Here is a 21,361-nt window from a genome sequence, read left to right as displayed (position 1 = left end):
CGGCCGCCTATGCCCTTGCCGCGCCTCCCCGACTGGCTGATCTACGCCGCGGTGGTGGGCGCCCTGCTGTTCGCCGCGGTCAGCCGCCGCGAGCACGTCGACGCCCCGCCAGCGCCGCCGCCGGTGCGCACGGCCGAAGGCGCCCTGCTCGGCCCGGCCTCGCCCTTCGATCCGTCGGTCACGGTCGACGTGCCGGATCGGGCCGGTCCCGCGGCGGGAACCGCCTTCTCGGTCGCTTCGTCGGGGGTCTGGATCACCGCGCGTCACGTGATCGACGGGTGCCGCCAGGTCGCCCTGGTGGTCGGAGACGGCCGCGGCGTCGCCGCCAGCGCCCATATCGATCCGCGCGGGGAGGCGGCCATCCTCAATACCGAGGGGGGCTCGCCCGCCCTGCCCCTGGATCTGACGGCCCCGCTGCGTGAGGGCGAGATCGCCTATCACCCGGGCTTTCCGCAGGGTCAGGCGGGTGAGACGGCGTCGCGCCTGCTGGGTCGGGAAAACCTGGTGGTCCGCGGCCGCGGCGCGCGGACCGAACCGGTGCTGGTCTGGGCCGAGATCGGCCGCACGGACGGGCTGAAGGGCGGCCTGGGCGGGCTCTCGGGCGCGCCGGCGCTCGACGCCCAGGGCCGGGTGCTCGGCGTGACCATCGCCGAGGCGCCGCGCCGCGGGCGGATCTACACCACCACGCCGGAGACGCTTCGGAACCTGATCGACGAAAGCCGCACCACCCTGCCGGTGGTCGCCGCGTCCGGCTCGCCGATCACGCCGCAGACCTATGGCAAGGTGGCCGACAGCTTGCGGCGCGACCTGCGGGTCGCCCAGGTGATCTGCCTGACCTAGGCTGCGGACTCGGGCGCTGTCTGGGCGAGGGCTCGCTGCTCGCGCTTGTGGCGCACGCCCAACATCAGGCAGAGGATCAGCGCCGGCACGCCGACCAGGGCCGTGCCGGTGAAGAAGATCGCGTAGGCCGTCGTCTGGCTGTAGCTGCGCTCCAGGGCTTCCACCATCGCTCCGGAGAAGCCCTTCAGCACCTTGCCCAGGACGGCGTAGAAGCTGGAGAGCAGGGCGTACTGCGTGGCCGTGTAGCCGAGGCTCGTCAGGCTGGACATGTAGGCCACCAGCGCCGCCCCGGCGAAGCCCGTGGCGATGTTGTCGACTATGATCGCCGTGGACAGTGCGGTGATGCTGGGCCCGGCGTAGGCCAGGCCGGCGAAGGCGAGGTTCGACCCCGGCCCGAGGATGGCGCCCAGCACGAGCGTCCGCGTGAAGCCCAGCGAGATGGCGCTGAGGCCAGCCAGAGCGATGCCGACAAAGGTGGCGCCCAGCCCCAGGGTCGCCCGGACTCCGCCCACCGTCTCCTTGCTGAGGCCGATGTCCACGTAGAGCGGGTTGGCCATCGGGCCCATGAGGAAGTCTGGGAGCCGATAAAGGCTGATCGCCGCCAGCATCAGCACGGCTGCGGAGACGCCGTGGGCGCGGAAGAAGGCCACGAACGGGCCGATGATGGCGTCCCACAGACCGCGGGGCGTGCGGAGCGAGGGACCCTTCTGGGCCGCGGCCTGCTCAGGGTGGATCCGCGCCGGCTCGCTGGCGAACAGGGTGGCGGTGAGCCCTATCCCCACAGCCAGGCCGCAGAGAGCATAGGAGTTGCTCCAGCCGAGCTTGGCTGCGGCGAGCAGAATCAAGGCGTCGGTGCAGAGGATGGCGATGCGGTAGCCTAGCTGGAAGGCGGAGGTCAGGAGGCCGAGGTCGGCGTCATTCTCCGCACGCTCGATGCGCCAGGCGTCGATCACGATGTCCTGGGTGGCCGAGGCGAAGGCGACCACCAGGGCGAACATGGCGAAGGTCAGCAGCCCGCCTCCAGGTCCTATGGCGGCCATCGCCAAGAGGCCCGCGCCGATGATCAGCTGCGAGAGGACCATCCAGCCGCGCCGACGGCCGAGCAACGGGCCGAGCACGGGCGCATCCACCTTGTCGAGGATCGGCGCCCACAGGAACTTCATGGAGTAGGCGATGCCCACCCACGAGAGGAAGCCGATGGCGGCGAGTTGGACGCCTTCCTCGCGCAGCCAGAAGCCCAGGGTGTTGCCGGTCAGCATGAACGGCAGGCCGGAGGAGAACCCCAGAAGCAGAGTGATCAGCACGCGCGGCTGGCGCAGCGCCAGCAGCATATTCCTGGAGGCGACGGCCTTCGGCTGTTTGGCGGGGGTGGCGGCCATCGGGCTCCTCGCGGGTGTTCTCGGGCCCGTCGTCAACCGACCTTGGCGCGCGCCGGCGCCCGCGTCCAGCCGGCGGCGACCCATCGCGACAGCACGGCGCGCAGCGATTCCGGCTGCAAGGGCTTGGCCAGGAAGTCATCCATGCCGGCCTCCAGGCAGGCCCTGCGGTCATCGTCGAAGACATTGGCGGTCAGCGCGACGATCGGGGTCGCGAACCCTTCCGCCCGCAGCTTGCGCGCGGTCTGCTCGCCGGAGAGGCCGGGCATGCGCATGTCCATCAGGATGATGTCGTAGATCCCGACCTTGACGGCGGCCAAGGCCTCCTCGCCGGCGCGGGCGTGATCCACCTCGCAGCCCTCGCGCGCCAGCAGGGCGCGGGCGAGCAGGGCGTTGACCGGATTGTCCTCGACCAGCAGGACGCGGGCGCCGGGCGCGACGGCGGGAGCAATGCGGTCGTCCTCCGCCGGTTCCTCGGCCAGGGCCGGCCCGGCGCCGGCGGCGATCAGGACGCGCTCGGCCAGGGAGGCGGGGCGCAGTGGTTTGATCAGATAGCCCGCGAAGCCGGCCTGGCGGTAGGCGGCCAGCCGCTCACGCTCGTGGCCGGTGAGCAGGATGATGGCCCGGCGTCCGGGCGCGGGCGCCAGCAGCGCGTCGCCGACGCTCAAGGCGTGGTCCAGCAACAGCACGTCGGCGGGGTCGGTGCGGGCGAGCAGCGCCTCGACGCTCTGGGCGGTGACCGCACGCGCCCCGCAAGCGCGGATCTGCCGGCGGGCGGCCTCGCGCACGATCGGGTTGGCCGAGGCGACGCCCACCGTCCGGCCAGCCAGCGGCGCCTTTGACGGCCGGGCTTCGAGCCGCTCGAACGGAGCTTCGAACCAGAAGAGGGCGCCCCCGTGGGGACCTTTCTCGACGCCGACCTCGCCGTCCATGGCGTGGGCGAGCCGCCGGGCGATCGCCAGGCCCAGGCCTGCGCCGAGCTGGGCATGCGCCGTGTCGGCCTGGGCGAAAGCCTCGAAGATCCGCGCCTGGTCGGCGGCGGAGACGCCAGGCCCGGTGTCTTCGACGCTGAATCGAAGCCGGCCGTCGGGCTGTTCGACGACGTTCGCCAGAACCCCGCCGGACTCGGTGAATTTCACGGCGTTGCCGGCGAAGTTGAGCAGGATCTGCCGGATCCGGCCCTCGTCGGCGCGGATCCGCCCGAGCCGCGGCGGCGTGGCCCAGCCGACTTCCAGCTGCTTCTCGCCGGCGCGGGGCGCCAACAGCTCGCAGACGGACCGGACGATGTCCTCGACGTCGACGGGCGCAAGCTGCAGCTCGATCTTGCTCGCCCCGAGCTTGGCGAAATCGAGCAGGTCGTTGACCAGGCCCAGCAGGTGTTGGCCGCTTTCGCGCAGGGCGACGGCGTAGTCGCGCTGTTCGGCGCTCAGCTGGGTGCCTTCCAGCAGACGCGCCATGCCGAGCACGCCATTGAGCGGCGTGCGGAACTCGTGGCTGAGCGCTGCGAGCTGGTCGGCGGTGATGTGGGCGCGCGTCGGGCGTCGTTCCGAAAGCGGGCGGGGAGGTCTACGCATGGCCGCCAGCCTTAAGCGGCTGCGCTTAACATGAGGTCAAACGTGGGCGTCGGAGGCGTGGCTGTGCCGGGCGAGTTCTCTGGCGATGGCCAACAGGGCGTTGCGGCCGCGAGGATCGGCGATGGCGTTGAACGCCTGCAGGATCTCCAGAGCGCCGGGCCGGCTGAGCGCCGACAGCAGATCCTTCTCTCCGGCCCGCGGCGCTTCTTCGGCGACCAGCCAGCCGATGCTGACCCCCAGGACGGCGGCCGCGGTGACGAGAGTCGAAGCCGCCACGCGATTGGCCCCGCGCTCGTATTTCTGGACCTGCTGGAAGGAGACCCCAAGTTCCGCGGCGAGTTCGGACTGGCTCAGGCCGAGTTGGCGCCGCCGGGCGCGCATACGGGCGCCGATCTCTTGTTCGAATACAGCTGTTTGGGCGACGTCCTTGGGAAGCATCATCAAGAGCCTCGGGGACTTGGGCGCCTACATCGTAGCCGAAAGTGGCCTGCGACGCTCGTCAAAGTAGACGAACACCGTCCATCGCGCTTTACTAGGTGCGATGCCAATACGCCCGGTCATCACCGAAGATCCGGTTGAGCTGCTCACACCACGTGAGCGGGAATGTCTGCGCCTGGTCGACCAGCACCTCAGCTCGAAAGAGATCGCCCGGAAGCTGGGCATGTCCAAAACTTCTGTCGACACCTATTGCGACAGGGCGCGGCGAAAATTGGGCGTTCCCGATCGTTATGAGGCCGCGCGTCTGCTGCGCAACCAGGGCGTGCCGGTTGTCCCGATCGGATCAGGACAGGACGCAATCAGGACAGACAGCGCCTCCGGTCCGTGGCCCCATGTCCCTGTCAGCAGGGAGACACCAGATGGGCGAGTGGCGGCACAACTTCGAGGACCGGGCGGTGATAGGCCGGGCCCTTCGACTGAAGCGGGAGATCGACGCGTTCGAAGCCCGCTGGCCGAGTTCGGAGAAGCGGGAGGAACTGATCCCGAGCTTCTCCTGGGAGCAGCTCGAGCGGCAGCTCGTCGATCTGGCGGCGACCCCGGCGCAAGCTTCGATGGCTCGGCACTTGGTCTCAGCGACCCGGAAGCTCGCGCCGTTCAAGCCTTCCGAGATGGTCTTGCGGGAGATCCTCTGCATGACCTGGGTTCTGCTCGACGAGAACTTCCGGCCGGAACCCGAGGCCGGTTCGCCCGAAATAATCTAGGTCCAGTCGCCCGGCTTGGGGCCATCGTGGGCATCGCCATCGTTACGGCGCTTGCCTTCGGGGCGATGCTCGCCGGGCTCCATGCGCTGCAAGAGTTAGCGCGCAGTTTAGTTTAGTTCTGAACTAACCCGAACATTTACAATGATCTTTCACACGACGTGCGGACTCTGTCTCCGCGCGATGGAGGGACTTATGCTCAAGGAACGCCGCCTGGCCGCCGAACAGATCGCCGCCGCCCTTTGGGATGCGGAGAGCGCCGTCGATCTCGCTCTGACCAAGACCGCCACCTTCACCGGCGTCATCCCGGCGTTGCGCCGGCAAGCCGGCGCCTCGGCCCTGATCGGCCAGGAAGCGATGGAGCGCGCCAGCCAGGCCGTCGTGGCCCTGGCCGAAGCGCGCCGGGCGCTGGTCGAGGCCCACAAGGAGCTGACGATCGCGCAGGGACAGGTCGGCCTGGGCGCGATCGTCATGACCGACACCGGCACCGGCAAGCCGCCAATCACCGTCACGGGCGCTGTCCGAATGCGCGGCCGTTCGTTGCGCGCCGTTGCGGCGGCCTGATCCACTAGCCGAGCTGATGTTCTAGTCTAAGTTGGGCCCCTCGCAGGCACGAGGGGTCCAACGCTCTTGACAATCGCCTTACCGCCTTGGCTCGGCGCGCTGGTCGCCTTCCTCGTTTGCGGTGCAGCGCTTTGGAAGGGCGACCTCGAAGAACGCCTCGCCGCAGCCGGCTTCCTGACCAGCCTCGCGGTGACAGTCTTGTTGCGCGACAACTCCTGGCCCCACATTCAGCGCGCGATCTTCATCGCGGACACCCTGTTGTTCGCCCTGCTGCTGGTCATCGCGCTGCGGACGCCCAAGTTCTGGCCGATGGCCGCTGCGGGGTTCCAGTTGCTCGCCATCATGACCCACCTGGCCAAGGTGATGGACGCCGGGCTGCAGCAATGGGCCTATATGACCGCCGGGGTCATCTGGACCTACCTGCAGCTCGGCGCCGTGGCGGTGGGCACCTGGAACGCCCAGCGCGCCCGAGCCTACTCCGCCCGAACCGAAGACCCTGCGCGACCGGTCGATACCCGCCGATAGATCAGCGCCTCGGCGACGTGCACGCGGCGGACCGTTTCGGCGTCCTCCAGGTCGGCGATGGTCCGCGCGAGCCGCAGCGTCCGAGTCCAGCCTCGCGCCGTCAGACCGCCGGCCTCGGCCGCCTGGGTGAGCAGGGCGCGCGCCGGCGCGTCCAGCGCGGCGATCGTCTCCAGCCAGTCGCCGTTCGCCTGGGCGTTCAGCGGGCAGGCGCCGTCGCGGGCGGCTTCGGCGCGCGCGGCCTGACGCTCGCGGGCGCGCGTCACGCGCGCGGCCGCCTGCGCCGTACCCTCGGCGGGCGGGGGCAGGGCGAGGTCGGCGGCGGTCACCGGCGGGACCTCCACCTGCAGGTCGATCCGATCCATCAGCGGCCCTGAGATGCGCCCCTGGTAGTCGCTCTGGCACCGCGGCGCGCGCCCGCAGGCGCCGCGTCCGGCGCCGCCCAGGCCGCAGCGGCAGGGGTTCATCGCCGCGACCAGCTGGACGCGGGCGGGATAGCGGACATGGGCGTTGGCGCGGGCCACCACGACCTCGCCGGTCTCCAGCGGCTGGCGCAGCGAATCCAGCGCCTGGGTTCCGAATTCCGGCAGTTCGTCGAGAAACAGGACGCCGTTGTGCGCCAGGCTGACCTCGCCGGGCTTGGCCTTCATGCCGCCGCCGGTCAGCGCGGCCATGCTCGCCGAGTGGTGCGGGCAGCGGAACGGGCGGGCGCGGCGCAGCTCGCCCTTGGCGATCAGCCCGGCCATGGAGTGCACCATGGAGGTTTCCAGCAGCTCCCCCGGCGTCAGCGGCGGCAGCAGGCCGGGCAGGCGCTGGGCCATCATCGACTTGCCCGACCCGGGCGGGCCGACGAACAGGAGGTTGTGGCCGCCGGCGGCGGCGATCTCCAGCGCCCGTTTGGCGTTCTCCTGGCCCTTGACGTCGCGCAGATCCGGGACGCGCTCGCCGTCCAGGATCTCCCCGGGCTTCGGCGGCGATAGCACCTGCACGCCGCGGAAATGGTTCACCAGCGCGATCAGCGAGGGGGCGGCGATGATCCGGGTCTCGCCGGCCCAGGCTGCTTCCGGGCCGCAGGCCTGGGGGCAGATCAGGCCCAGCCCCATGCCGCCGACGGCGACCGCCGCGGGCAGGGCGCCCGCCACCGGCATGATCCGTCCGTCGAGGGACAGTTCGCCCAGCGCCGCCCAGCCGTCGAGCGCGTCCGGCGGGATTATCCCCATGCCCGCCATGATCGCCAAGGCGATCGGCAGGTCGTAGTGGCTGCCGACTTTCGGAAGGTCCGCCGGCGCCAGGTTGGCGATGATCCGCTTGCCGGGCCAGGCGAGGCCGAGGCCGGTGAAGGCGGCGCGCACCCGCTCGCGGCTTTCCGCCACCGCCTTGTCGCCCAGGCCGACCAGGATGAAGTGGGCCTCACCGCGGGTGAACTGCACTTCCACGTCGATGCGCACCGCATCAACCCCCTGGAAGGCCACCGTCACCACGCGCGCCGCCATGGCGTTTCCCCGTTCTGGCGTCAGATTTTATCCACACCCGTGGACGGTCGCCCCCAGGCCCGGAACGAAATTAGAACAGAACGGGAAAGTTGCAAGCACAAGCTTAAGCAGCGGCTCAGCGCTAGGCGCGGATCGCTTCAATCTTTTCCCACAGGATGGCGGCGGCGTCGATGCCGGTGAAGCGCTTGAGCGCCACGGCCCCGGTGGGGGAGGTGACGTTGATCTCGGTGAGATAGTCGCCGATCACGTCGATACCGACGAACAACAGGCCGCGCCGCTTCAGCTCGGGCCCGATGGCCGCGCAGATCTCCAGGTCGCGGGCCGACAGCTCCACGGGCTCCGGCTTGCCGCCGACGGCCATGTTGGAGCGGATCTGGCCCTTCTCCGGCACGCGGTTGATCGCGCCGACCGCCTCGCCGTCGACCAGCAGGATGCGCTTGTCGCCCTTGGTCACGGCCGGCAGGAATTTCTGCAGGATCACTGGCTCGCGGCCGATCTCGGCGTGCAGCTCCAGGAGGGCGTCGAGGTTGGGGTCGTCGGACAGGTGGCGGGTGACGCCCGAGCCGCCGCGGCCGTTCAGCGGCTTCAGCACCACGTCGCCGTGGCGCTTGCGGAAGTCGGCGATCGCCTGTCGGTCGTTGGTGATCAGGGTCGGCGGCTGCAGGCTGGGGAACTTGGTGACGAACAGCTTCTCGGGGGCGTTGCGCACTTCGATGGGGTTGTTCACTACCAGGGTCTTCGGGTGCACGGCCTCCAGGACGAAGGTCGTGTCGATGTAGTGCATGTCGAAGGGCGGATCCTGGCGCAGCAGGATGACGTCGAATTCCGTCAGCTCGGTGCGGCGGAAGTCGCCCAGCGTCGCATGGCCGTCCTTCACCCGCTGCACCGCGACGTCGCGGCCCCGGGCGAAGGCGCGGCCGTCTTCCAGCGCCAGGGTGTCGGTGGTGTAGACGAACAGGCTGTGACCGCGGGCCTGGGCCTGCTCCATCATCAGAAAGGTCGTGTCGGCCTCGATGTTGATCCCCTCGATGGGATCCATCTGCACGGCGACCTTCAGAGACATGGCGAACTCCCGACTGCCCAAGCTTGCCACATAGGGCCGCCGGAGCGTGGGCGCCAGCTAGTTGAGCCGCAGGCGAACGCGTTCGCGCTGGGCGCGGGCGGCGAGGGCCGCGCCGCCATCGAGGGTGGTGGCGCGCGCCAGGGCCTCGAGCGCGCCAGCCAGGGCGCCCTGGCCCTCGCGGGCGGCGGCGACGTCGAGCCAGGGGCGGTGGTCGTTGGGATCGAGCAGGGCGCGGCGCATCGCAGCGTGCTCGGCCCGGGCGAAGTCGCGTATCGCCGAGGCCCGGGCATAGATGGTGTTCTGCAGGCGGATCAGGACGGCGCGGTCGCTGACCGGCGCCATCAGCCGGTCCAACCGGTCGGCGACATTGGGAGTCAGGCCGGCATGCAGCGCCCGGCGGGTGAGCTCCGACGGCAGCACCACCCGGCCTTCGCTGAAGGGGTCGAGCGCCAGGGGGCCTTCCTCGGTCTCGATGCGCAGCAGGAAGTGGCCGGGGAAGTCGACGCCCTGCAGCGTCAGGCTGCAGCGGCGGGCCACGTGCAGGTAGTAGACCCCCAGGCTCACGGCCAGCCCCTTGCGGCGAACGCTCACGGAGATGATGTCGGCGTTTTCCGGGTCGTCATAGGTGAAGAGGTCGCCGGCGAGACTGAGGTCGCCGGCCATGGTCTCGGCGAGGGCTTCCTCGGCGCTTTCGCGCTTGAGGCGCTGGGTCAGTCGCTCGACGCCAACGGCGCCGAGGTCGCGCGCCGTCTGCGGGTCGCGCGTAGGGTCCTCATGGACGGCGCAGGCGATCGCCGCCTCGAGCAGGGGAAATTCCCCGTCCTTGGCGGAGCCGGCCTCCAGCAGGAATGCCTCAGCTTCTTCTCGCGTCACCCTTAAGCGCCCTTCCAAGCGTCGGGAATATGCATAGGAAGGCGGCCGGGCGCGAGCGCCAAGAGGTCGAGACGAACCGCCGCACCCGCCAGGGCCGGCCGTTTCGCGGCGATCGCCAGCCCCGCCCGCCGCAGACGGTCGCGCTGGTCGAAGCCGACGGCCTCCAGCGCCGCGAGCAGGTCGCCGCGGCGTTTGACCTCGACCACCGCCAGGGTCCGGCCGCGCAGCGCCAGCAGGTCGATCTCCGCCTGCGGCGTCTTCAGCCTGAAGCCGAGGATCCGATAGCCCTTGGCCATCAGCCACAGCGCCGCCACGATCTCGCCCTGACGGCCGGCGCGGCGCGCCGCCGCGCCGCGGATTGCGCGGACCGATTTCACCCGCGGTCCTTGAGAGCAAGCGCGCGCTTGTAGAGATCGCGCCGTGAGAGGCCCAGGGCCTTGGCGACCTCGGCGGCGGCCTCCGCGGGCTTCAGTCGGGTCAGGGCGTCGGCCAGGGCGGTGTCGGCGTCGGCGGCGGTGGCCTCCTGCTCGCGGCCGGGCCCGACGAGGATGACGAGCTCGCCCTTCGGTGCGGTGAATTGCGGATCGGCGGCGAGCTGGCTCAGGGGGCCGCGCACGACGGTTTCGTAGAGCTTGGTCAGTTCGCGGCAGACCACCGCCTCGCGGTCGCCCAGCACCACCGCCATGTCGGCGAGACTGTCGGCCAGCCGCGAGCCGCCCTCGAAGAAGACCAGGGTCGCGCGGATCCCGGCCACCTCCTCCAGGAAGGTGCGGCGCGCGGCGCTCTTCGGCGGTGGAAAACCGGCGAACAGGAAGCGGTCGGTGGGCAGGCCGGCGACCGAAAGCCCGGCCAGGAGCGCCGAGGCCCCGGGGATCGGATAGACCCGGTGGCCGGCTTCCGCCGCTTCGCGCACCAGGCGGTAGCCGGGGTCGGAGACCAGCGGGGTGCCGGCGTCGGAGATCAGCGCCACGCGCCCGCCCTCGGCCAGGGCCGCCATCACCTTGGGTCGGGTGCGCTCGGCGGCGTGCTCGTCGTAGCGCTCCAGCTTCTTCGACAGGCCAAAGAGGGACAGCAGCTTGCCGCTGACCCGGGTGTCCTCGCATAGGACGAAGTCGCAACCCGCGAGGACGTCGAGGGCGCGCAGGCTGATGTCGCGCAGGTTGCCGATCGGCGTGGCCACCACGTAGAGGCCGGGCGCCAGCGGGGCGTCGTCGAGGACCGGCGAGGGGAGGGGGCGTGCCATGGCGCAGGCTTCGCCGCTGGCGAGCCCGATGGCAAGCCTCCGCGGCGCCACGCGCCCTGGCGCGCCTGGCCGACAGGTTGTAGCAGCGGCGGGAAGGGCGACGCGGAGATCAGGGGCGGATGGCGGACGAGCGGGCGACGTACGACTGGTTGATCGTCGGGGCGGGCTTCGCCGGCAGCGTGCTCGCCGAACGGATCGCCGCCGAGCGTGGCGAGCGGGTGCTGATCGTCGACCGCCGCGACCACATCGGCGGGAACGCCTACGACCAGTACGACGCCGCCGGCGTGCTGATGCACCGCTACGGCCCGCATATCTTCCACACCAACGCCCAGGCGATCTTTGACTACCTGTCTCGCTTCACCGCCTGGCGACCCTACGAACACCGGGTGCGGGCCCAGGTCGACGGCCAGCTGCTGCCGATCCCGATCAACCTGGACACCATCAACCGGCTCTACGGCCTGTCGCTGACCTCCGAAGAGCTGGAAGCCTGGTTCGCCGCCCGCGCGGAGCCGGTCGAGGAGATCCGCACCTCCGAGGACGTGGTGGTCTCGCGCGTCGGCCGCGAGCTCTACGAAAAGTTCTTCCGCGGCTACACCCGCAAGCAGTGGGGGCTGGACCCGTCCGAGCTGGACAGGGCTGTCACGGCGCGGGTGCCGACCCGCACCGACCGCGACGACCGCTATTTCACCGACCAGTTCCAAGTCATGCCCGACGCCGGCTACACGGCCATGTTCCACCGCCTTCTGGCCAGCCCGCTGATCGAGGCGCGGCTGGGAACCGACTTCGCCGACATCCGCCACCTCAAGCCCCGCCGCGGCCTGATCTGGACTGGGCAGGTCGACGAATTCTTCGACTTCCGCTTCGGCAGGCTGCCCTACCGTTCGCTGAGGTTCGACCATGTCACCCTGGACCAGCCGCAGTTCCAGCCGGTGGCCGTGGTCAACTATCCCATGAGCGAGGCCTACACCCGGATCACCGAGTACAAGCACCTCACCGGACAGGAGCATTCGAAGACCACCGTCACCTACGAATATCCGACGGCCGAGGGCGACCCCTACTATCCGGTGCCGCGACCCGAGAACGAGGCGCTCTACAAGCGCTACGAGGCCTTGGCCCTGGCGACGCCGGACGTCTGGTTCGTGGGCCGGCTGGCGACCTATCGATACTACAACATGGACCAGGTGGTCGGGCAGGCGCTGGCGACGTTCCGGCGCATCCAGTCGGCTCTGCCGGCGGCCGAAGCGACGCCCGCGAAATAGATCAGGTCAGCAGCTCTGCGGTCAGCCGGTCGAGCACCAGCCGGCCGGCCGGGGTCGCCCGCAGCCGCTCGGGGTCGTCGGCCAGCAGGCCGAGCTCGACGAGGGAGGCGGTTCGCGCCGGCGACAGGTCGAGGACAGCCAGCTCGGCGCGCGGCACGCCGTCTTCGATGCGCAGGCCGCTCAGCACCCGCTCCTCCGCCGCCTCCAGCGGGCTCAGCGCCTCCAGCGCGGGAAAGCCGGTTCCGTGCGCGGCGACGCGGGCGACGTAGTTGGCGGGCCGGCTCTCGCCGACGGTGGCGTGGCGCACAGCCCCGCGGGTGATCCGCCCATGCGCCCCGGGACCTGCGCCGACATAGTCCTCACCGCGCCAGTAGACGAGGTTGTGGCGTGACCGCGCCGCCGCGCCGCGGGCGTGGTTGGAGACCTCGTAGGCGGTGAAGCCCTGGGCCTCGAGAACCGCCTGGGTGGTCTCGTAGAGGACCGCGCCGAGCTCAGGGTCCGCCGCGGCGAACCGGCCTCTCTGTACCGCTCGGTCAAATGCTGTACCGGCCTCGATGGTCAGCTGATAGGGCGACAGGTGCTCGGCGCCTAGATCCACCGCCTGGCGCAGCTCCTCGGCCCAACTGCCCGCCGTCTGGCCGGGCCGGGCGTAGATCAGGTCGAGCGACAGCCGCGGAAAGGCCTTGGCGGCGGCCTTGGCGGCGCGGATCCCAGTCGCTGCATCATGGTTGCGGCCGAGGAAGGCCAGGGCCGCATCGTCCATCGCCTGCAGGCCCAGCGACAGCCGCGACACGCCGGCCGCAGCGAAGGCCTCGAACCGATCAGCCTCGGCGTCGGTGGGATTGGCTTCGAGGCTGACCTCGAGGTCCGGGGCGGGGGTCCAGAGCTGGCGGGCCTTGGCGACGATCTGCGCCGCCCAGGCCGGATCCATCAGCGAGGGCGTGCCGCCGCCGAAGAAGACCGAGACCAGGGTGCGCGGCCCGGTGAGCTGCGCCTGGGCTTCGAGGTCGGCGAGGATGGCCCGGGCCAGGGTCGCAGGCTCGTCCGGCCGCCGCACCCGGAAGACGTTGAAGTCGCAATAGGGGCAGATGCGCGCGCAATAGGGCCAGTGGACATAGACCCCGAGCGGCGGGGGCGTGGTCACCAGAGCGCCGCCTTCAACTTGGCGAAGGCGAGGGCGCGGTGGCTCATGGCGTCCTTCGCCGCCGGCTCCATCTCGCCGAATGTGAGGTCGCCGCCCTCGGGGACGAAGATCGGGTCATAGCCGAAGCCGCGCTCGCCACGCGGCGGGAAGGCCAGGGTCCCGTCGACCCGGCCCTCGACCACCACCGCCGCGCCGTGCGGCCAGGCCAGGGCCAGCGCGCAGGTGAACCAGGCCGAGCGGTCGTCGCCGTCGGCCTCCTCGAGCCGTTCCTCGACCTTGCGCATGGCGGCGTAGAAGTCGCGCTCGGGCCCCGCCCAGCGGGCGGAATAGATCCCCGGCGCGCCCTCCAGGGCGCTGACCGACAGGCCGGAGTCGTCGGCCAGGGCCGGCAGGCCGCTGGCGTCGGCCGCCGCACGCGCCTTCAGCAGGGCGTTGCCGACGAAGCTGGTCTCGGTCTCCTCGGGTTCGGACAGGTCCAGGTCGCCGGCGGTGATCAGCTGGAAACGATTTTCCAGAATTTCGGCGAGCTCGCGCGCCTTGCCGGGATTGTGGGTCGCCACCACCAGCTTCGCGCCAGGCTCCAACGTCAGGGCCATCGATCGTCTCTCCGTCCGGGGTGGGCTTGCTCGCGGACCATAACGCCGAAGCGGCCTGCCGCATTGCGAAAGTTTAATATTGTTAATCGATATTCATTTGATCGAAAATCGATGTGTCCATATTGATTACCGGCATGGAAGCGATGTCGCTTCATTCAACCCCGCTGCACCGCAGCAAGCCCCAAGGAGGCTCCCATGCCCTCGAACCTGTCCAAGATCTTCGACCGCGTCGCGCTCAGCTTCTTCACCGCCTTCGCCATGTTCCCGGTCCTGACGGTCGCTACAGGCGGCATGTTCCACTAGGCTCCACGTGGGGTTGGCCAAGGCCGCGCGGCTCAGGCCGGGCGAGTCGGAAAGGGGGGTCGCATGCGCGCGTTGGGTCCGGGGTCGGTTTCCAGCTTCCTCAAGATCATCCTGGACGTGGTCTATGTCGCCCTGGTGGCGGGCGTCATCGGCGCAGCCCTCCTGGCGCTCGCGGCCCTGCTGTTCGCCTTCAACCCCTCGCTGCTGGCGAATGTGAAGATCTCCGACGGGGTGCAGTTCGCCGAGCGCGCGCCCCTGGTGGTCGGCGGCCTGCTCGCCGCCGGCTTCTACATGGCGAGCGTGCTGCTGATCATCGGCGCCCTGCGGCGGATCTTCGTGACGCTGACCGCCGGCGACCCCTTCCATCCGGACAACGTCAACCGGCTGCGGCTGATCGGGCTGATGCTTGCGGTGCTCGAACTCGGACGCTACGCGGTCTGGGGGATCAGCGCCTGGCTGCCCTGGGTGCGCGACGTGCGCCCGAGCTTCAGCCTGACGGCGTGGTTCTCGGTGCTGGTGGTGTTCGTCCTGGCGGAGGTGTTCCGCGAGGGCGCGCGCCTGCGCCGCGAAGCCGAGCTGACGATCTAGAGCCCCGGACCCGCGCCTGATCCATGCCCATCCGCGTAAGCCTCGACCGGATCCTCATCGACCGCCGCATGTCTCTGACCGAGCTGGCGGACCGCGTCGGCGTGACCATCGCCAATCTGTCGATCCTCAAGACCGGCAAGGCCCGCGCCGTGCGCTTCTCGACGCTCGCGGCCCTGTGCCGCGAGCTCGATTGCCAGCCGGGGGATCTGCTCGTCTACGAGGCGGGGCCGGCCGAGGAGCCGGAGGAGGAGGAATAGCGCTGTCCGTCATGGTCCGGCGTCCCCGCACCCCTCTCAACGTCATTCCCGGCCTAGGTGCCGGGAACCCATGCACACTGATGGTTGGAGATAGTCCCGGAACTTCGACGTTCATGGGTGGCCGGGACGAGGCCCGGCCATGACGGAAGAACGGGGAGAGGGGAGCGCCCCTAGCCCCCCACCGCCGCCCGCTGGGCGACGCAGAGTTCGCGGATGCCCTTGCGGGCCAGGGAGAACAGCGCCTCGAACTCGCCCTCGCTGAAGCCGCGCTTCTCGCCGGTGGCCTGGATCTCGACGATGTCGCCCTTGCCGGTCAGCACGAAGTTGCTGTCGGCCTCGGCGTTGGAGTCCTCCTCGTAGTCGAGGTCGAGCACCGGAGTGCCCGAGAAGACGCCGCAGCTGATCGCCGCCACCTGGTCAAGAACCGGGTCGGTGGTGATCAGGCCTTCCTCCAGCAGGTAGCGGGTGCAGAGCTTGAGCGCGACCCAGCCGCCGGTGATGGCGGCGGTGCGAGTGCCGCCGTCGGCCTGGATGACGTCGCAGTCGAGGGTGATCTGGCGTTCGCCCAGCGCCTTCATATCGACCACCGCCCGCATCGAGCGGCCGATCAGCCGCTGGATCTCCTGGGTGCGGCCAGACTGTTTGCCCTGAGCGGCCTCGCGGCGGCCGCGGGTGTGGGTGGCGCGCGGCAGCATGCCGTACTCGGCCGTCACCCAGCCCTGGCCGCGTCCGCGCAGGAAGGGCGGCACGCCTTCTTCGAGGCTGGCCGTGACCAGGACCTTGGTGTGGCCGAAGCTCACCAGGCAGGATCCCTCGGCGTAGCGGTTGACCCCTGTCTCCAGGGTGACGGGTCGCAGCGCATCGGCCACACGTTCGGAAGGGCGCATGCGGAACTCCTTGGGATTGCGACGCGTCTTGCAAGCTTGAAGGTCGCGCTTATCCTAGATCGAACCGGTCCAGTCCATGGGGCGCACAGACGGACGAGCATCCGACGTGAACACGCCTATCTTCGCTCGCGGGCCTTCTTTGGCCGAGCTCGACGAACGGGCGAGGGATATTTTTCGCCGCATCGTCGAGAGCTATCTCGACACCGGCGAGCCTGTCGGCTCCCGCACCCTGTCCAAAAGCGGGCTGTTGCTCTCGCCCGCCTCGATCCGCAACACCATGCAGGATCTGACGCAGCTGGGCCTGCTGGGCGCGCCGCACGTCAGCGCCGGACGGTTGCCGACGCATGCGGGCCTCAGGCTGTTCGTCGACGGGCTTCTCGAGGTGGGGGATGTCGCGGAGGATGAGCGGCGCTCGATCGATGCGCGCCTGCGCGCCCACGGCCGCAACTACGAAGACGCGCTGAACGAGGCCAGCGCCATTCTCTCGGGCCTGGCCGGCGGGGCGGCGATGGTGGTGACACCCACGCGCGACGCTGGCGTCAAGCACGTCGAGTTCGTCGCCCTGGGGGCGGAGCGGACCCTGGCGATCATGGTGTTCGAGGATGGCACGGTGGAGAACCGGCTGATCCGCCTGCCCGCCGGGGTGACGCCCTCGGCCCTGCAGGAGGCCTCCAACTTCCTCAATTCGCGCCTGCGCGGACGCACCCTGGTGGAGGCGCGGGTCGATCTGCGCACCGAGCTCGACGGCGCCCGGCGCGAGCTCGACGAGACGGCGGCGCGCCTGGTCGAGGACGGCATGGCCGCCTGGAGCGGCGGCGCAGCCGAGGACCGCTCGCTGATCGTCCGCGGCCGCGCCAATCTTCTGGAGTCGCGCGAGACGGCGGAGGACCTGGAGCGGGTGCGTTCGCTGTTCGAGGATCTGGAGCAAAAGGAACAGCTGATTCAGCTGCTCGACGGGGTGCGGGACGGGGAGGGCGTGCGCATCTTCATCGGCGCCGAGACCCGTCTCTTCTCGCTTTCGGGTTCCGCCGTCATCGCGGCGCCCTATATGACGGGCTCACAGCGGGTGTTGGGCGCGATCGGGGTGATCGGGCCGGCCCGTCTCAACTACGCCCGGATCATTCCGCTGGTGGACTACACCGCCCGCGTGCTTGGCCAGGTGATGAACGCTTAACTCGCGAGCCAGGTAAGACATGTCCGAAGACCAAACGCCCGAGCCGGACGTCCAGGCGACGACCCAGGAAGCCGGCGAGGACGCCTATGAGGCGCTGCGCGCCGAGACCGCAGCGCTGAAGGAGCAGGTGCTCCGTTATGCGGCCGAGGCCGACAACACCCGTCGCCGCGCCGAGCGCGAAGCCAACGACGCGCGCGCCTACGCCATTCAGAAATTCGCCCGCGACCTGCTGGGCGTCGCCGACAACCTGGCCCGCGCGCTGGCGGCCCAGCCGGCGGAGAGCGCCGATCCGGCGGTGAAGAACTTCGTGGTCGGCGTCGAGATGACCGAGAAGGAGCTGCAAGGCGCCTTCGAGCGGAACGGCCTGAAGAGGATCGACCCCGCCCGCGGGGAGAAGTTCGACCCCAACAAGCACCAGGCGATGATGGAGCAGCCCGGCAGCGACGTGGCCCCCGGCGGCGTCATCCAGGTGCTGCAGCCCGGCTACGACCTGCTCGGCCGCCTGGTGCGCCCGGCCATGGTGGTGGTCGCCGCCAAGGTCGCGCCGGCGCCGCCCGAAGGCGGCTCCAATCCCTACGCCGCCAACGATGAAGCCCAAGGCGGCGGCTCGGTCGATACGCGGGCGTAGGATCCGGCGCCGAACGCCGTCAGGTTGGGGCGGACGGATAAAACAATCCAGCCGTCATCCCGACCGAAGCGCAGCGTAGAGCCGGGACCCAGGGCCATGCACGCCGCCCTGGGTCCCGGATCGGCCTTGCAGGCCGTCCGGGATGACGTGTGTTATTTGTATGCGATAGCCCGCCTCCCAGGCGGCGCATCAACTCTCGCGCTTCCCCCTCTTCCCCCCCTTGCGAAATTGGCTAATGTCGCAAGTCCCCTCCAGTCGGGGGGCGCCGGGCGCATGATTCGCGCCGGCGCGTGCGCGAGCGGGACCAGGGCATGAAGCTGACGATCGAACGGGCGGCGCTGTTGAAGGCGCTCGGGCATGTGCAGAGCGCCGTCGAGCGCCGGAACACCATTCCGATCCTGTCGAACGTGCTGCTCTCGGCCGAACGCGACAAGCTGAGCTTCTCGGCCACCGACCTCGACATGGAGATCATCGACGAGGCCTTCGCTCAGGTCGACCAGCCGGGCCAGATCACCGCGCCGGCCCACACGCTCTACGAGATCGTGCGCAAGCTGCCGGACGGGGCCGACGTCGCGCTGACCTTCAACGGCGAGGACCCGCGGCTGACGGTCCAGGCCGGCCGTTCGCGCTTCAGCCTGCCGGTGCTGCCGGCCGGCGATTTCCCGATCATGTCTTCCGAGGGCCTGACCAGCCGGATGACGGTGGACGCCAACGACCTGATCCGGCTGATCGACAAGACCCGCTTCGCCATCTCGGCGGAGGAGACCCGCTACTATCTGAACGGCCTCTACATCCACACCGTCACCGATAACGGCGTGCTGAAGCTGCGCGCGGTGGCCACTGACGGCAGCCGTCTGGCGTTGGCCGAGATGGCGGCGCCGGAAGGGGCGGCCGGGACGCCGGGCGTCATCGTGCCGCGCAAGACCATCGGCGAGGCCCGCCGCCTGCTCGACGACGCCGGCGAGACCGTGGAGCTGGCGGTCAGTCCGCAGAAGGTCCGCTTCGAGGTGAACGGGGCGGCGCTGACGTCCAAGGTGATCGACGGCAATTTCCCCGACTACACGCGGGTCATCCCGAAGGACAACAACCGCATCGTCCGCGTCGACGCCAAGCTGTTCGCCCAGGCCGTCGACCGGGTCGCCACCATCTCGGCGGAAAAGAGCCGCTCGGTGCGCATGGCGATCGAGAGCGGCCGGGTGGTGCTGACCGTGCGCAACATGGAAGCCGGCCAGGCCGTCGAGGAGCTGGAGATCGACTACGACGGCGACGCCTTCGAGCTGTCGTTCAACGCCCGCTACCTGATGGACATCACCGACCAGATCTCCGGCGGGATGGCCGAGCTGCGCTTCGGCGGCCCCAACGATCCGGCCCTGGTGCTCGATCCGGCCGACGCCGACGTCCAGTACATCCTGATGCCCCTGCGGGTCTAAGGCCGGGTCGGAGCGCTCGGCCGCTCGACATGGTTTCCCCCAGGTAAGGTTAAATCAACTCGGCGCATGGGATGGTCCGCCCGAGGGCCGACGGTTCGGTCCGTCGGGAGCCCGCGCCGTGTTCAAAAACTTGAGGATTTCGCGCAAGCTTTCGGGCGCCTTCGCCGGCCTGATCCTCATCCTGGTCGGCGCGAACGCCCTGGTCATGCACCAGCTGCGGGCCATCCACCACGCCGTCGACCAGACCGTCCGCTCGAGCGAGCGCGCCGACGAACTGAGCGCCGCCCATACGGGCATGCTGGAGATGCAGAACGCCCTGCGGGGCTTCGCCATCGCCGGCGAGCCGGCCTTCCTGAAGACCTATCACGAGAGCTCGGCGAAGCTCGACAAGGCGCTCGAGAGCTTCCGCAGCCAGTCTGACGACGCCGAGCAGGCCGCGCGCGCCGTGGCGCTGAAGAAAGAGTTCGACACCTGGCGCGCCACCTATGGCGAGCCGGTCATCGCCCTCGCCCAGGATCCCGCCACCAAGCCTCAGGCGTTCGACATGCTGGGCCGAAAGTCGCTCAGCAAGCTGCGCGCCGGCCTGAAGGGCCTCAATACGGCTCAGGACAAGATCCAGGCGGCGAACGCCGCCGCTCAGCTCAGCGCCATCCGCAAGGCCACCGTCGTGATGGTCGGCGCCGGCGTGGCGGCCATCGCCTTCGCGGTCTTCATGGCCGGGCTGCTGTCGCGCGCCGTCGCGGTTCCGATCGCCGGAATGACCTCGGTGATGCGCAAGCTCGCCGAGGGCGACCACGAGGTCTCGCCGCCCGGAATCGGTCGCGGCGACGAGATCGGCGCCATGGCCGCCGCGGTGCAGAGCTTCAAGGAGGCCGCGCTCGACAAGCTGCGCCTCGAAGGCGAGAGCGCCGAGCAGCGTCGGCAGACCGAGACCGAACGCGCCCGCGCCGCCGCGGCGGAGGCCCAGGCCGCCCGTGAACAGGCCGAGGTGGTCAAGGCGGTGGGGCTGGGCCTCGAACAGCTCTCGGCCGGCGAACTCACCTTCCGCATCGCGACGCCCTTCCCGCCGGACTACGAGAAACTGCGCCAGGACTTCAACGGCGCCATCAGCCGGCTGCAGGACACGCTGAAGGTCATCAACACCGCCACCAGCGGCGTCCGATCGAGCACCAGCGAGATCAGCGCCGCCTCCGAAGACCTCGCGCGCCGCACCGAGCGCCAGGCCGCCAACCTGGAGGAGACCGCCGCCGCGCTTGAGGAGATCACCGTCACCGTCGGCCGCACCGCCGAGGGCGCGCGCAACGCCGACCGCATCGTCACCGCCGCGCGCTCCGACGCCGAGGTCTCCGGCGAGATCGTCCGCCAGGCGGTGGACGCCATGGGCGGCATCGAGCGCTCGGCCGGCGAGATCGGCCAGATCATCGGGGTGATCGACGAGATCGCCTTCCAGACCAACCTGCTGGCCCTGAACGCCGGCGTCGAAGCCGCCCGCGCCGGTGAAGCCGGCAAGGGCTTCGCGGTCGTCGCCTCCGAGGTGCGGGCTCTGGCCCAGCGCTCCGCCGACGCGGCCAAGGAGATCAAGACCCTGATCAACACCTCCGGCGAGCAGGTCGGCAAGGGCGTCGATCTGGTGGCGCGGACCGGCGAGGCGCTGCAGCGGATCGTCGCCCAGGTCGGCGAGATCGCCAGCGTGATCAGCGAGATCGCCAGCTCGACCCAGGAACAGTCCAACGGGCTTCAGCAGGTCAATGTGGCGGTCACGGAAATGGACCAGATGACCCAGCGCAATGCCGCCATGGTCGAAGAATCCGCCGCCGCCACCCAGCAGCTATCCGGCAAGAGCGAGGAGCTGGTCCGCATGGTCGGCCGCTTCCGCCTCGGCGAGGCCGGCGCGAGCGCTCGGACCGTGGCGGGCGCGCGGGCGGCCTAGGCTCCGGTCCTAGGCCTTAGACACCCAGAAACCCTGGGTCCCCGCTTTCGCGGGGATGACCGTTCGTTGAGGGTGTCGGCGACGCTTAGTGCCCGTGGGAGCCTTCGTAGACGCCCGGGGCCAGGCGCTCGTCCTCCTCGCCTTCGCCGGCGTCCGTGGCGAGGACAAAGCGGCGGTCGCAGTAGGGGCATTCGACGAAGGCGGCCTCGCCCATTTCCAGCCAGACCCGTGGGTGCCCCAGGGCCCCGCCGACGCCGTCGCAGGCGATCCGGCCCGAGCGCACGACGATGGTCTCCGGCGCCGGCAGGTCCGGCGTCAGCGCGGGACGCGCCGGCATGGGCTCAACCTTGACCTGGGCGGAAGCGCCCTTGTTGCGACTTTGGCGAGCCATGACGTGCCCCTCTGGAAATCGCGGCCCGGC

The 21,361-nt window shown here is 70.0% G+C and carries 23 protein-coding genes and 1 pseudogene; 12 read left to right on the top strand and 12 right to left on the bottom strand.

All coding sequences use genetic code 11. The annotated features are described in order from the left end of the window. Positions 1 to 9: 9 nt before the first annotated feature. Positions 10 to 840 carry a S1 family peptidase gene (locus ACSQ2B_RS16270; protein WP_436051432.1) on the top strand — a complete coding sequence of 277 codons (831 nt, stop codon included), beginning with the start codon at positions 10 to 12 and terminating at the stop codon, positions 838 to 840. On the opposite strand, the gene ACSQ2B_RS16265 is transcribed toward ACSQ2B_RS16270, so the two are convergent. Genes ACSQ2B_RS16265 through ACSQ2B_RS16255 form a run of 3 tightly spaced genes read right to left on the bottom strand, consistent with a single transcriptional unit; the run spans position 837 to position 4,231 of the window. Then, the gene (locus ACSQ2B_RS16265) at positions 837 to 2,219 is read right to left on the bottom strand and encodes an AmpG family muropeptide MFS transporter (RefSeq protein ID WP_436051431.1); all 1,383 of its coding nucleotides are present in this window, start codon (positions 2,217 to 2,219) and stop codon (positions 837 to 839) included. The two genes, ACSQ2B_RS16270 and ACSQ2B_RS16265, sit on opposite strands and share 4 nt — an antisense overlap. Positions 2,220 to 2,251: 32 nt before the next feature. Continuing rightward, positions 2,252 to 3,790, bottom strand: coding sequence for a response regulator (locus ACSQ2B_RS16260; RefSeq protein WP_436051429.1), 1,539 nt, complete (start codon positions 3,788 to 3,790; stop codon positions 2,252 to 2,254). Between the two features lie 36 nt (positions 3,791 to 3,826). Continuing rightward, positions 3,827 to 4,231, bottom strand: coding sequence for a helix-turn-helix domain-containing protein (locus ACSQ2B_RS16255; protein WP_436051427.1), 405 nt, complete (start codon positions 4,229 to 4,231; stop codon positions 3,827 to 3,829). A 100-nt stretch (positions 4,232 to 4,331) separates the two neighbouring features. Here ACSQ2B_RS16255 and ACSQ2B_RS16250 point away from each other — a divergent pair. The 4 genes and pseudogenes from ACSQ2B_RS16250 to ACSQ2B_RS16235 form a co-directional block, all read left to right on the top strand. Further along, a pseudogene (locus tag ACSQ2B_RS16250) lies at positions 4,332 to 4,523 on the top strand (response regulator transcription factor); the annotation flags it as partial. A 124-nt stretch (positions 4,524 to 4,647) separates the two neighbouring features. Continuing rightward, positions 4,648 to 4,989: a hypothetical protein gene (locus tag ACSQ2B_RS16245; RefSeq protein WP_436051425.1), complete on the top strand. Its 342-nt coding sequence runs from the start codon at positions 4,648 to 4,650 to the stop codon at positions 4,987 to 4,989. A 192-nt stretch (positions 4,990 to 5,181) separates the two neighbouring features. Beyond that, the gene (locus ACSQ2B_RS16240) at positions 5,182 to 5,550 is read left to right on the top strand and encodes a hypothetical protein (protein WP_436051424.1); all 369 of its coding nucleotides are present in this window, start codon (positions 5,182 to 5,184) and stop codon (positions 5,548 to 5,550) included. A gap of 66 nt (positions 5,551 to 5,616) precedes the next feature. Further along, complete coding sequence (locus ACSQ2B_RS16235) at positions 5,617 to 6,075, top strand: hypothetical protein (protein WP_436051422.1); 459 nt, start codon at positions 5,617 to 5,619, stop codon at positions 6,073 to 6,075. Here ACSQ2B_RS16235 and ACSQ2B_RS16230 read toward each other — a convergent pair. The 5 genes from ACSQ2B_RS16230 to rsmI form a co-directional block, all read right to left on the bottom strand. Further along, positions 6,024 to 7,565 carry a YifB family Mg chelatase-like AAA ATPase gene (locus ACSQ2B_RS16230; protein ID WP_436051420.1) on the bottom strand — a complete coding sequence of 514 codons (1,542 nt, stop codon included), beginning with the start codon at positions 7,563 to 7,565 and terminating at the stop codon, positions 6,024 to 6,026. The genes ACSQ2B_RS16235 and ACSQ2B_RS16230 overlap by 52 nt on opposite strands. Before the next feature lie 121 nt (positions 7,566 to 7,686). Beyond that, positions 7,687 to 8,628, bottom strand: coding sequence for a glutathione synthase (gshB, locus tag ACSQ2B_RS16225; protein WP_436051419.1), 942 nt, complete (start codon positions 8,626 to 8,628; stop codon positions 7,687 to 7,689). A 57-nt stretch (positions 8,629 to 8,685) separates the two neighbouring features. Continuing rightward, the gene (locus tag ACSQ2B_RS16220; protein WP_436051418.1) at positions 8,686 to 9,501 is read right to left on the bottom strand and encodes a SirB1 family protein; all 816 of its coding nucleotides are present in this window, start codon (positions 9,499 to 9,501) and stop codon (positions 8,686 to 8,688) included. A gap of 2 nt (positions 9,502 to 9,503) precedes the next feature. Beyond that, a complete protein-coding gene (locus ACSQ2B_RS16215; protein WP_436051416.1) occupies positions 9,504 to 9,878 on the bottom strand; it encodes a YraN family protein in 375 nt (124 codons plus the stop codon). After that, a complete protein-coding gene (gene rsmI, locus ACSQ2B_RS16210) occupies positions 9,875 to 10,744 on the bottom strand; it encodes a 16S rRNA (cytidine(1402)-2'-O)-methyltransferase (protein ID WP_436051415.1) in 870 nt (289 codons plus the stop codon). Before rsmI ends, ACSQ2B_RS16215 begins: the two co-directional genes overlap by 4 nt. 119 nt (positions 10,745 to 10,863) lie before the next feature. Between rsmI and glf the strand changes: the two genes are divergently transcribed. Next, a complete protein-coding gene (gene glf / locus ACSQ2B_RS16205; protein WP_436051413.1) occupies positions 10,864 to 12,003 on the top strand; it encodes a UDP-galactopyranose mutase in 1,140 nt (379 codons plus the stop codon). Between the two features lies 1 nt (position 12,004). Here glf and hemW read toward each other — a convergent pair whose 3' ends face one another. Further along, positions 12,005 to 13,147 carry a radical SAM family heme chaperone HemW gene (gene hemW / locus ACSQ2B_RS16200; RefSeq protein ID WP_436051411.1) on the bottom strand — a complete coding sequence of 381 codons (1,143 nt, stop codon included), beginning with the start codon at positions 13,145 to 13,147 and terminating at the stop codon, positions 12,005 to 12,007. Then, positions 13,144 to 13,743: an RdgB/HAM1 family non-canonical purine NTP pyrophosphatase gene (gene rdgB, locus ACSQ2B_RS16195; protein WP_436051410.1), complete on the bottom strand. Its 600-nt coding sequence runs from the start codon at positions 13,741 to 13,743 to the stop codon at positions 13,144 to 13,146. Before rdgB ends, hemW begins: the two co-directional genes overlap by 4 nt. 366 nt (positions 13,744 to 14,109) lie before the next feature. On the opposite strand from rdgB, the gene ACSQ2B_RS16190 reads away from it, so the two are divergent. Both ACSQ2B_RS16190 and ACSQ2B_RS16185 read left to right on the top strand, forming a co-directional pair. Next, entirely contained in the window at positions 14,110 to 14,634 is a 525-nt protein-coding gene (locus ACSQ2B_RS16190) for a DUF2975 domain-containing protein (protein ID WP_436051408.1), read from the top strand. A gap of 23 nt (positions 14,635 to 14,657) precedes the next feature. Next, positions 14,658 to 14,891 carry a helix-turn-helix domain-containing protein gene (locus ACSQ2B_RS16185; RefSeq protein ID WP_436051407.1) on the top strand — a complete coding sequence of 78 codons (234 nt, stop codon included), beginning with the start codon at positions 14,658 to 14,660 and terminating at the stop codon, positions 14,889 to 14,891. 170 nt (positions 14,892 to 15,061) lie between these two features. On the opposite strand, the gene rph is transcribed toward ACSQ2B_RS16185, so the two are convergent. After that, positions 15,062 to 15,778, bottom strand: coding sequence for a ribonuclease PH (rph, locus tag ACSQ2B_RS16180; protein WP_436051406.1), 717 nt, complete (start codon positions 15,776 to 15,778; stop codon positions 15,062 to 15,064). A 76-nt stretch (positions 15,779 to 15,854) separates the two neighbouring features. Here rph and hrcA point away from each other — a divergent pair, with 76 nt between their 5' ends. From hrcA to ACSQ2B_RS16160, 4 genes are all read left to right on the top strand, one after another. Next, positions 15,855 to 16,952 carry a heat-inducible transcriptional repressor HrcA gene (gene hrcA, locus ACSQ2B_RS16175; RefSeq protein ID WP_436051404.1) on the top strand — a complete coding sequence of 366 codons (1,098 nt, stop codon included), beginning with the start codon at positions 15,855 to 15,857 and terminating at the stop codon, positions 16,950 to 16,952. A gap of 19 nt (positions 16,953 to 16,971) precedes the next feature. Then, positions 16,972 to 17,580, top strand: a complete 609-nt coding sequence (grpE, locus tag ACSQ2B_RS16170) for a nucleotide exchange factor GrpE (RefSeq protein ID WP_436051402.1) — start codon at positions 16,972 to 16,974, stop codon at positions 17,578 to 17,580. A gap of 311 nt (positions 17,581 to 17,891) precedes the next feature. After that, positions 17,892 to 19,010: a DNA polymerase III subunit beta gene (gene dnaN, locus ACSQ2B_RS16165; RefSeq protein ID WP_436051401.1), complete on the top strand. Its 1,119-nt coding sequence runs from the start codon at positions 17,892 to 17,894 to the stop codon at positions 19,008 to 19,010. A gap of 118 nt (positions 19,011 to 19,128) precedes the next feature. Beyond that, the gene (locus ACSQ2B_RS16160) at positions 19,129 to 20,940 is read left to right on the top strand and encodes a methyl-accepting chemotaxis protein (RefSeq protein WP_436051399.1); all 1,812 of its coding nucleotides are present in this window, start codon (positions 19,129 to 19,131) and stop codon (positions 20,938 to 20,940) included. Positions 20,941 to 21,025: 85 nt separating this feature from the next. Here the strand turns inward: ACSQ2B_RS16160 and ACSQ2B_RS16155 are convergent, their stop codons facing one another. Further along, positions 21,026 to 21,277, bottom strand: a complete 252-nt coding sequence (locus ACSQ2B_RS16155; protein ID WP_436052583.1) for a zinc-finger domain-containing protein — start codon at positions 21,275 to 21,277, stop codon at positions 21,026 to 21,028. Positions 21,278 to 21,361: the final 84 nt, after the last annotated feature.

The organism is Phenylobacterium sp. LjRoot225 (assembly GCF_964252855.1).
Lineage (GTDB): Bacteria > Pseudomonadota > Alphaproteobacteria > Caulobacterales > Caulobacteraceae > Phenylobacterium.
Note: the sequence above shows the minus strand (reverse complement) of the source record. Positions and strands in the feature narration are given on the sequence as shown.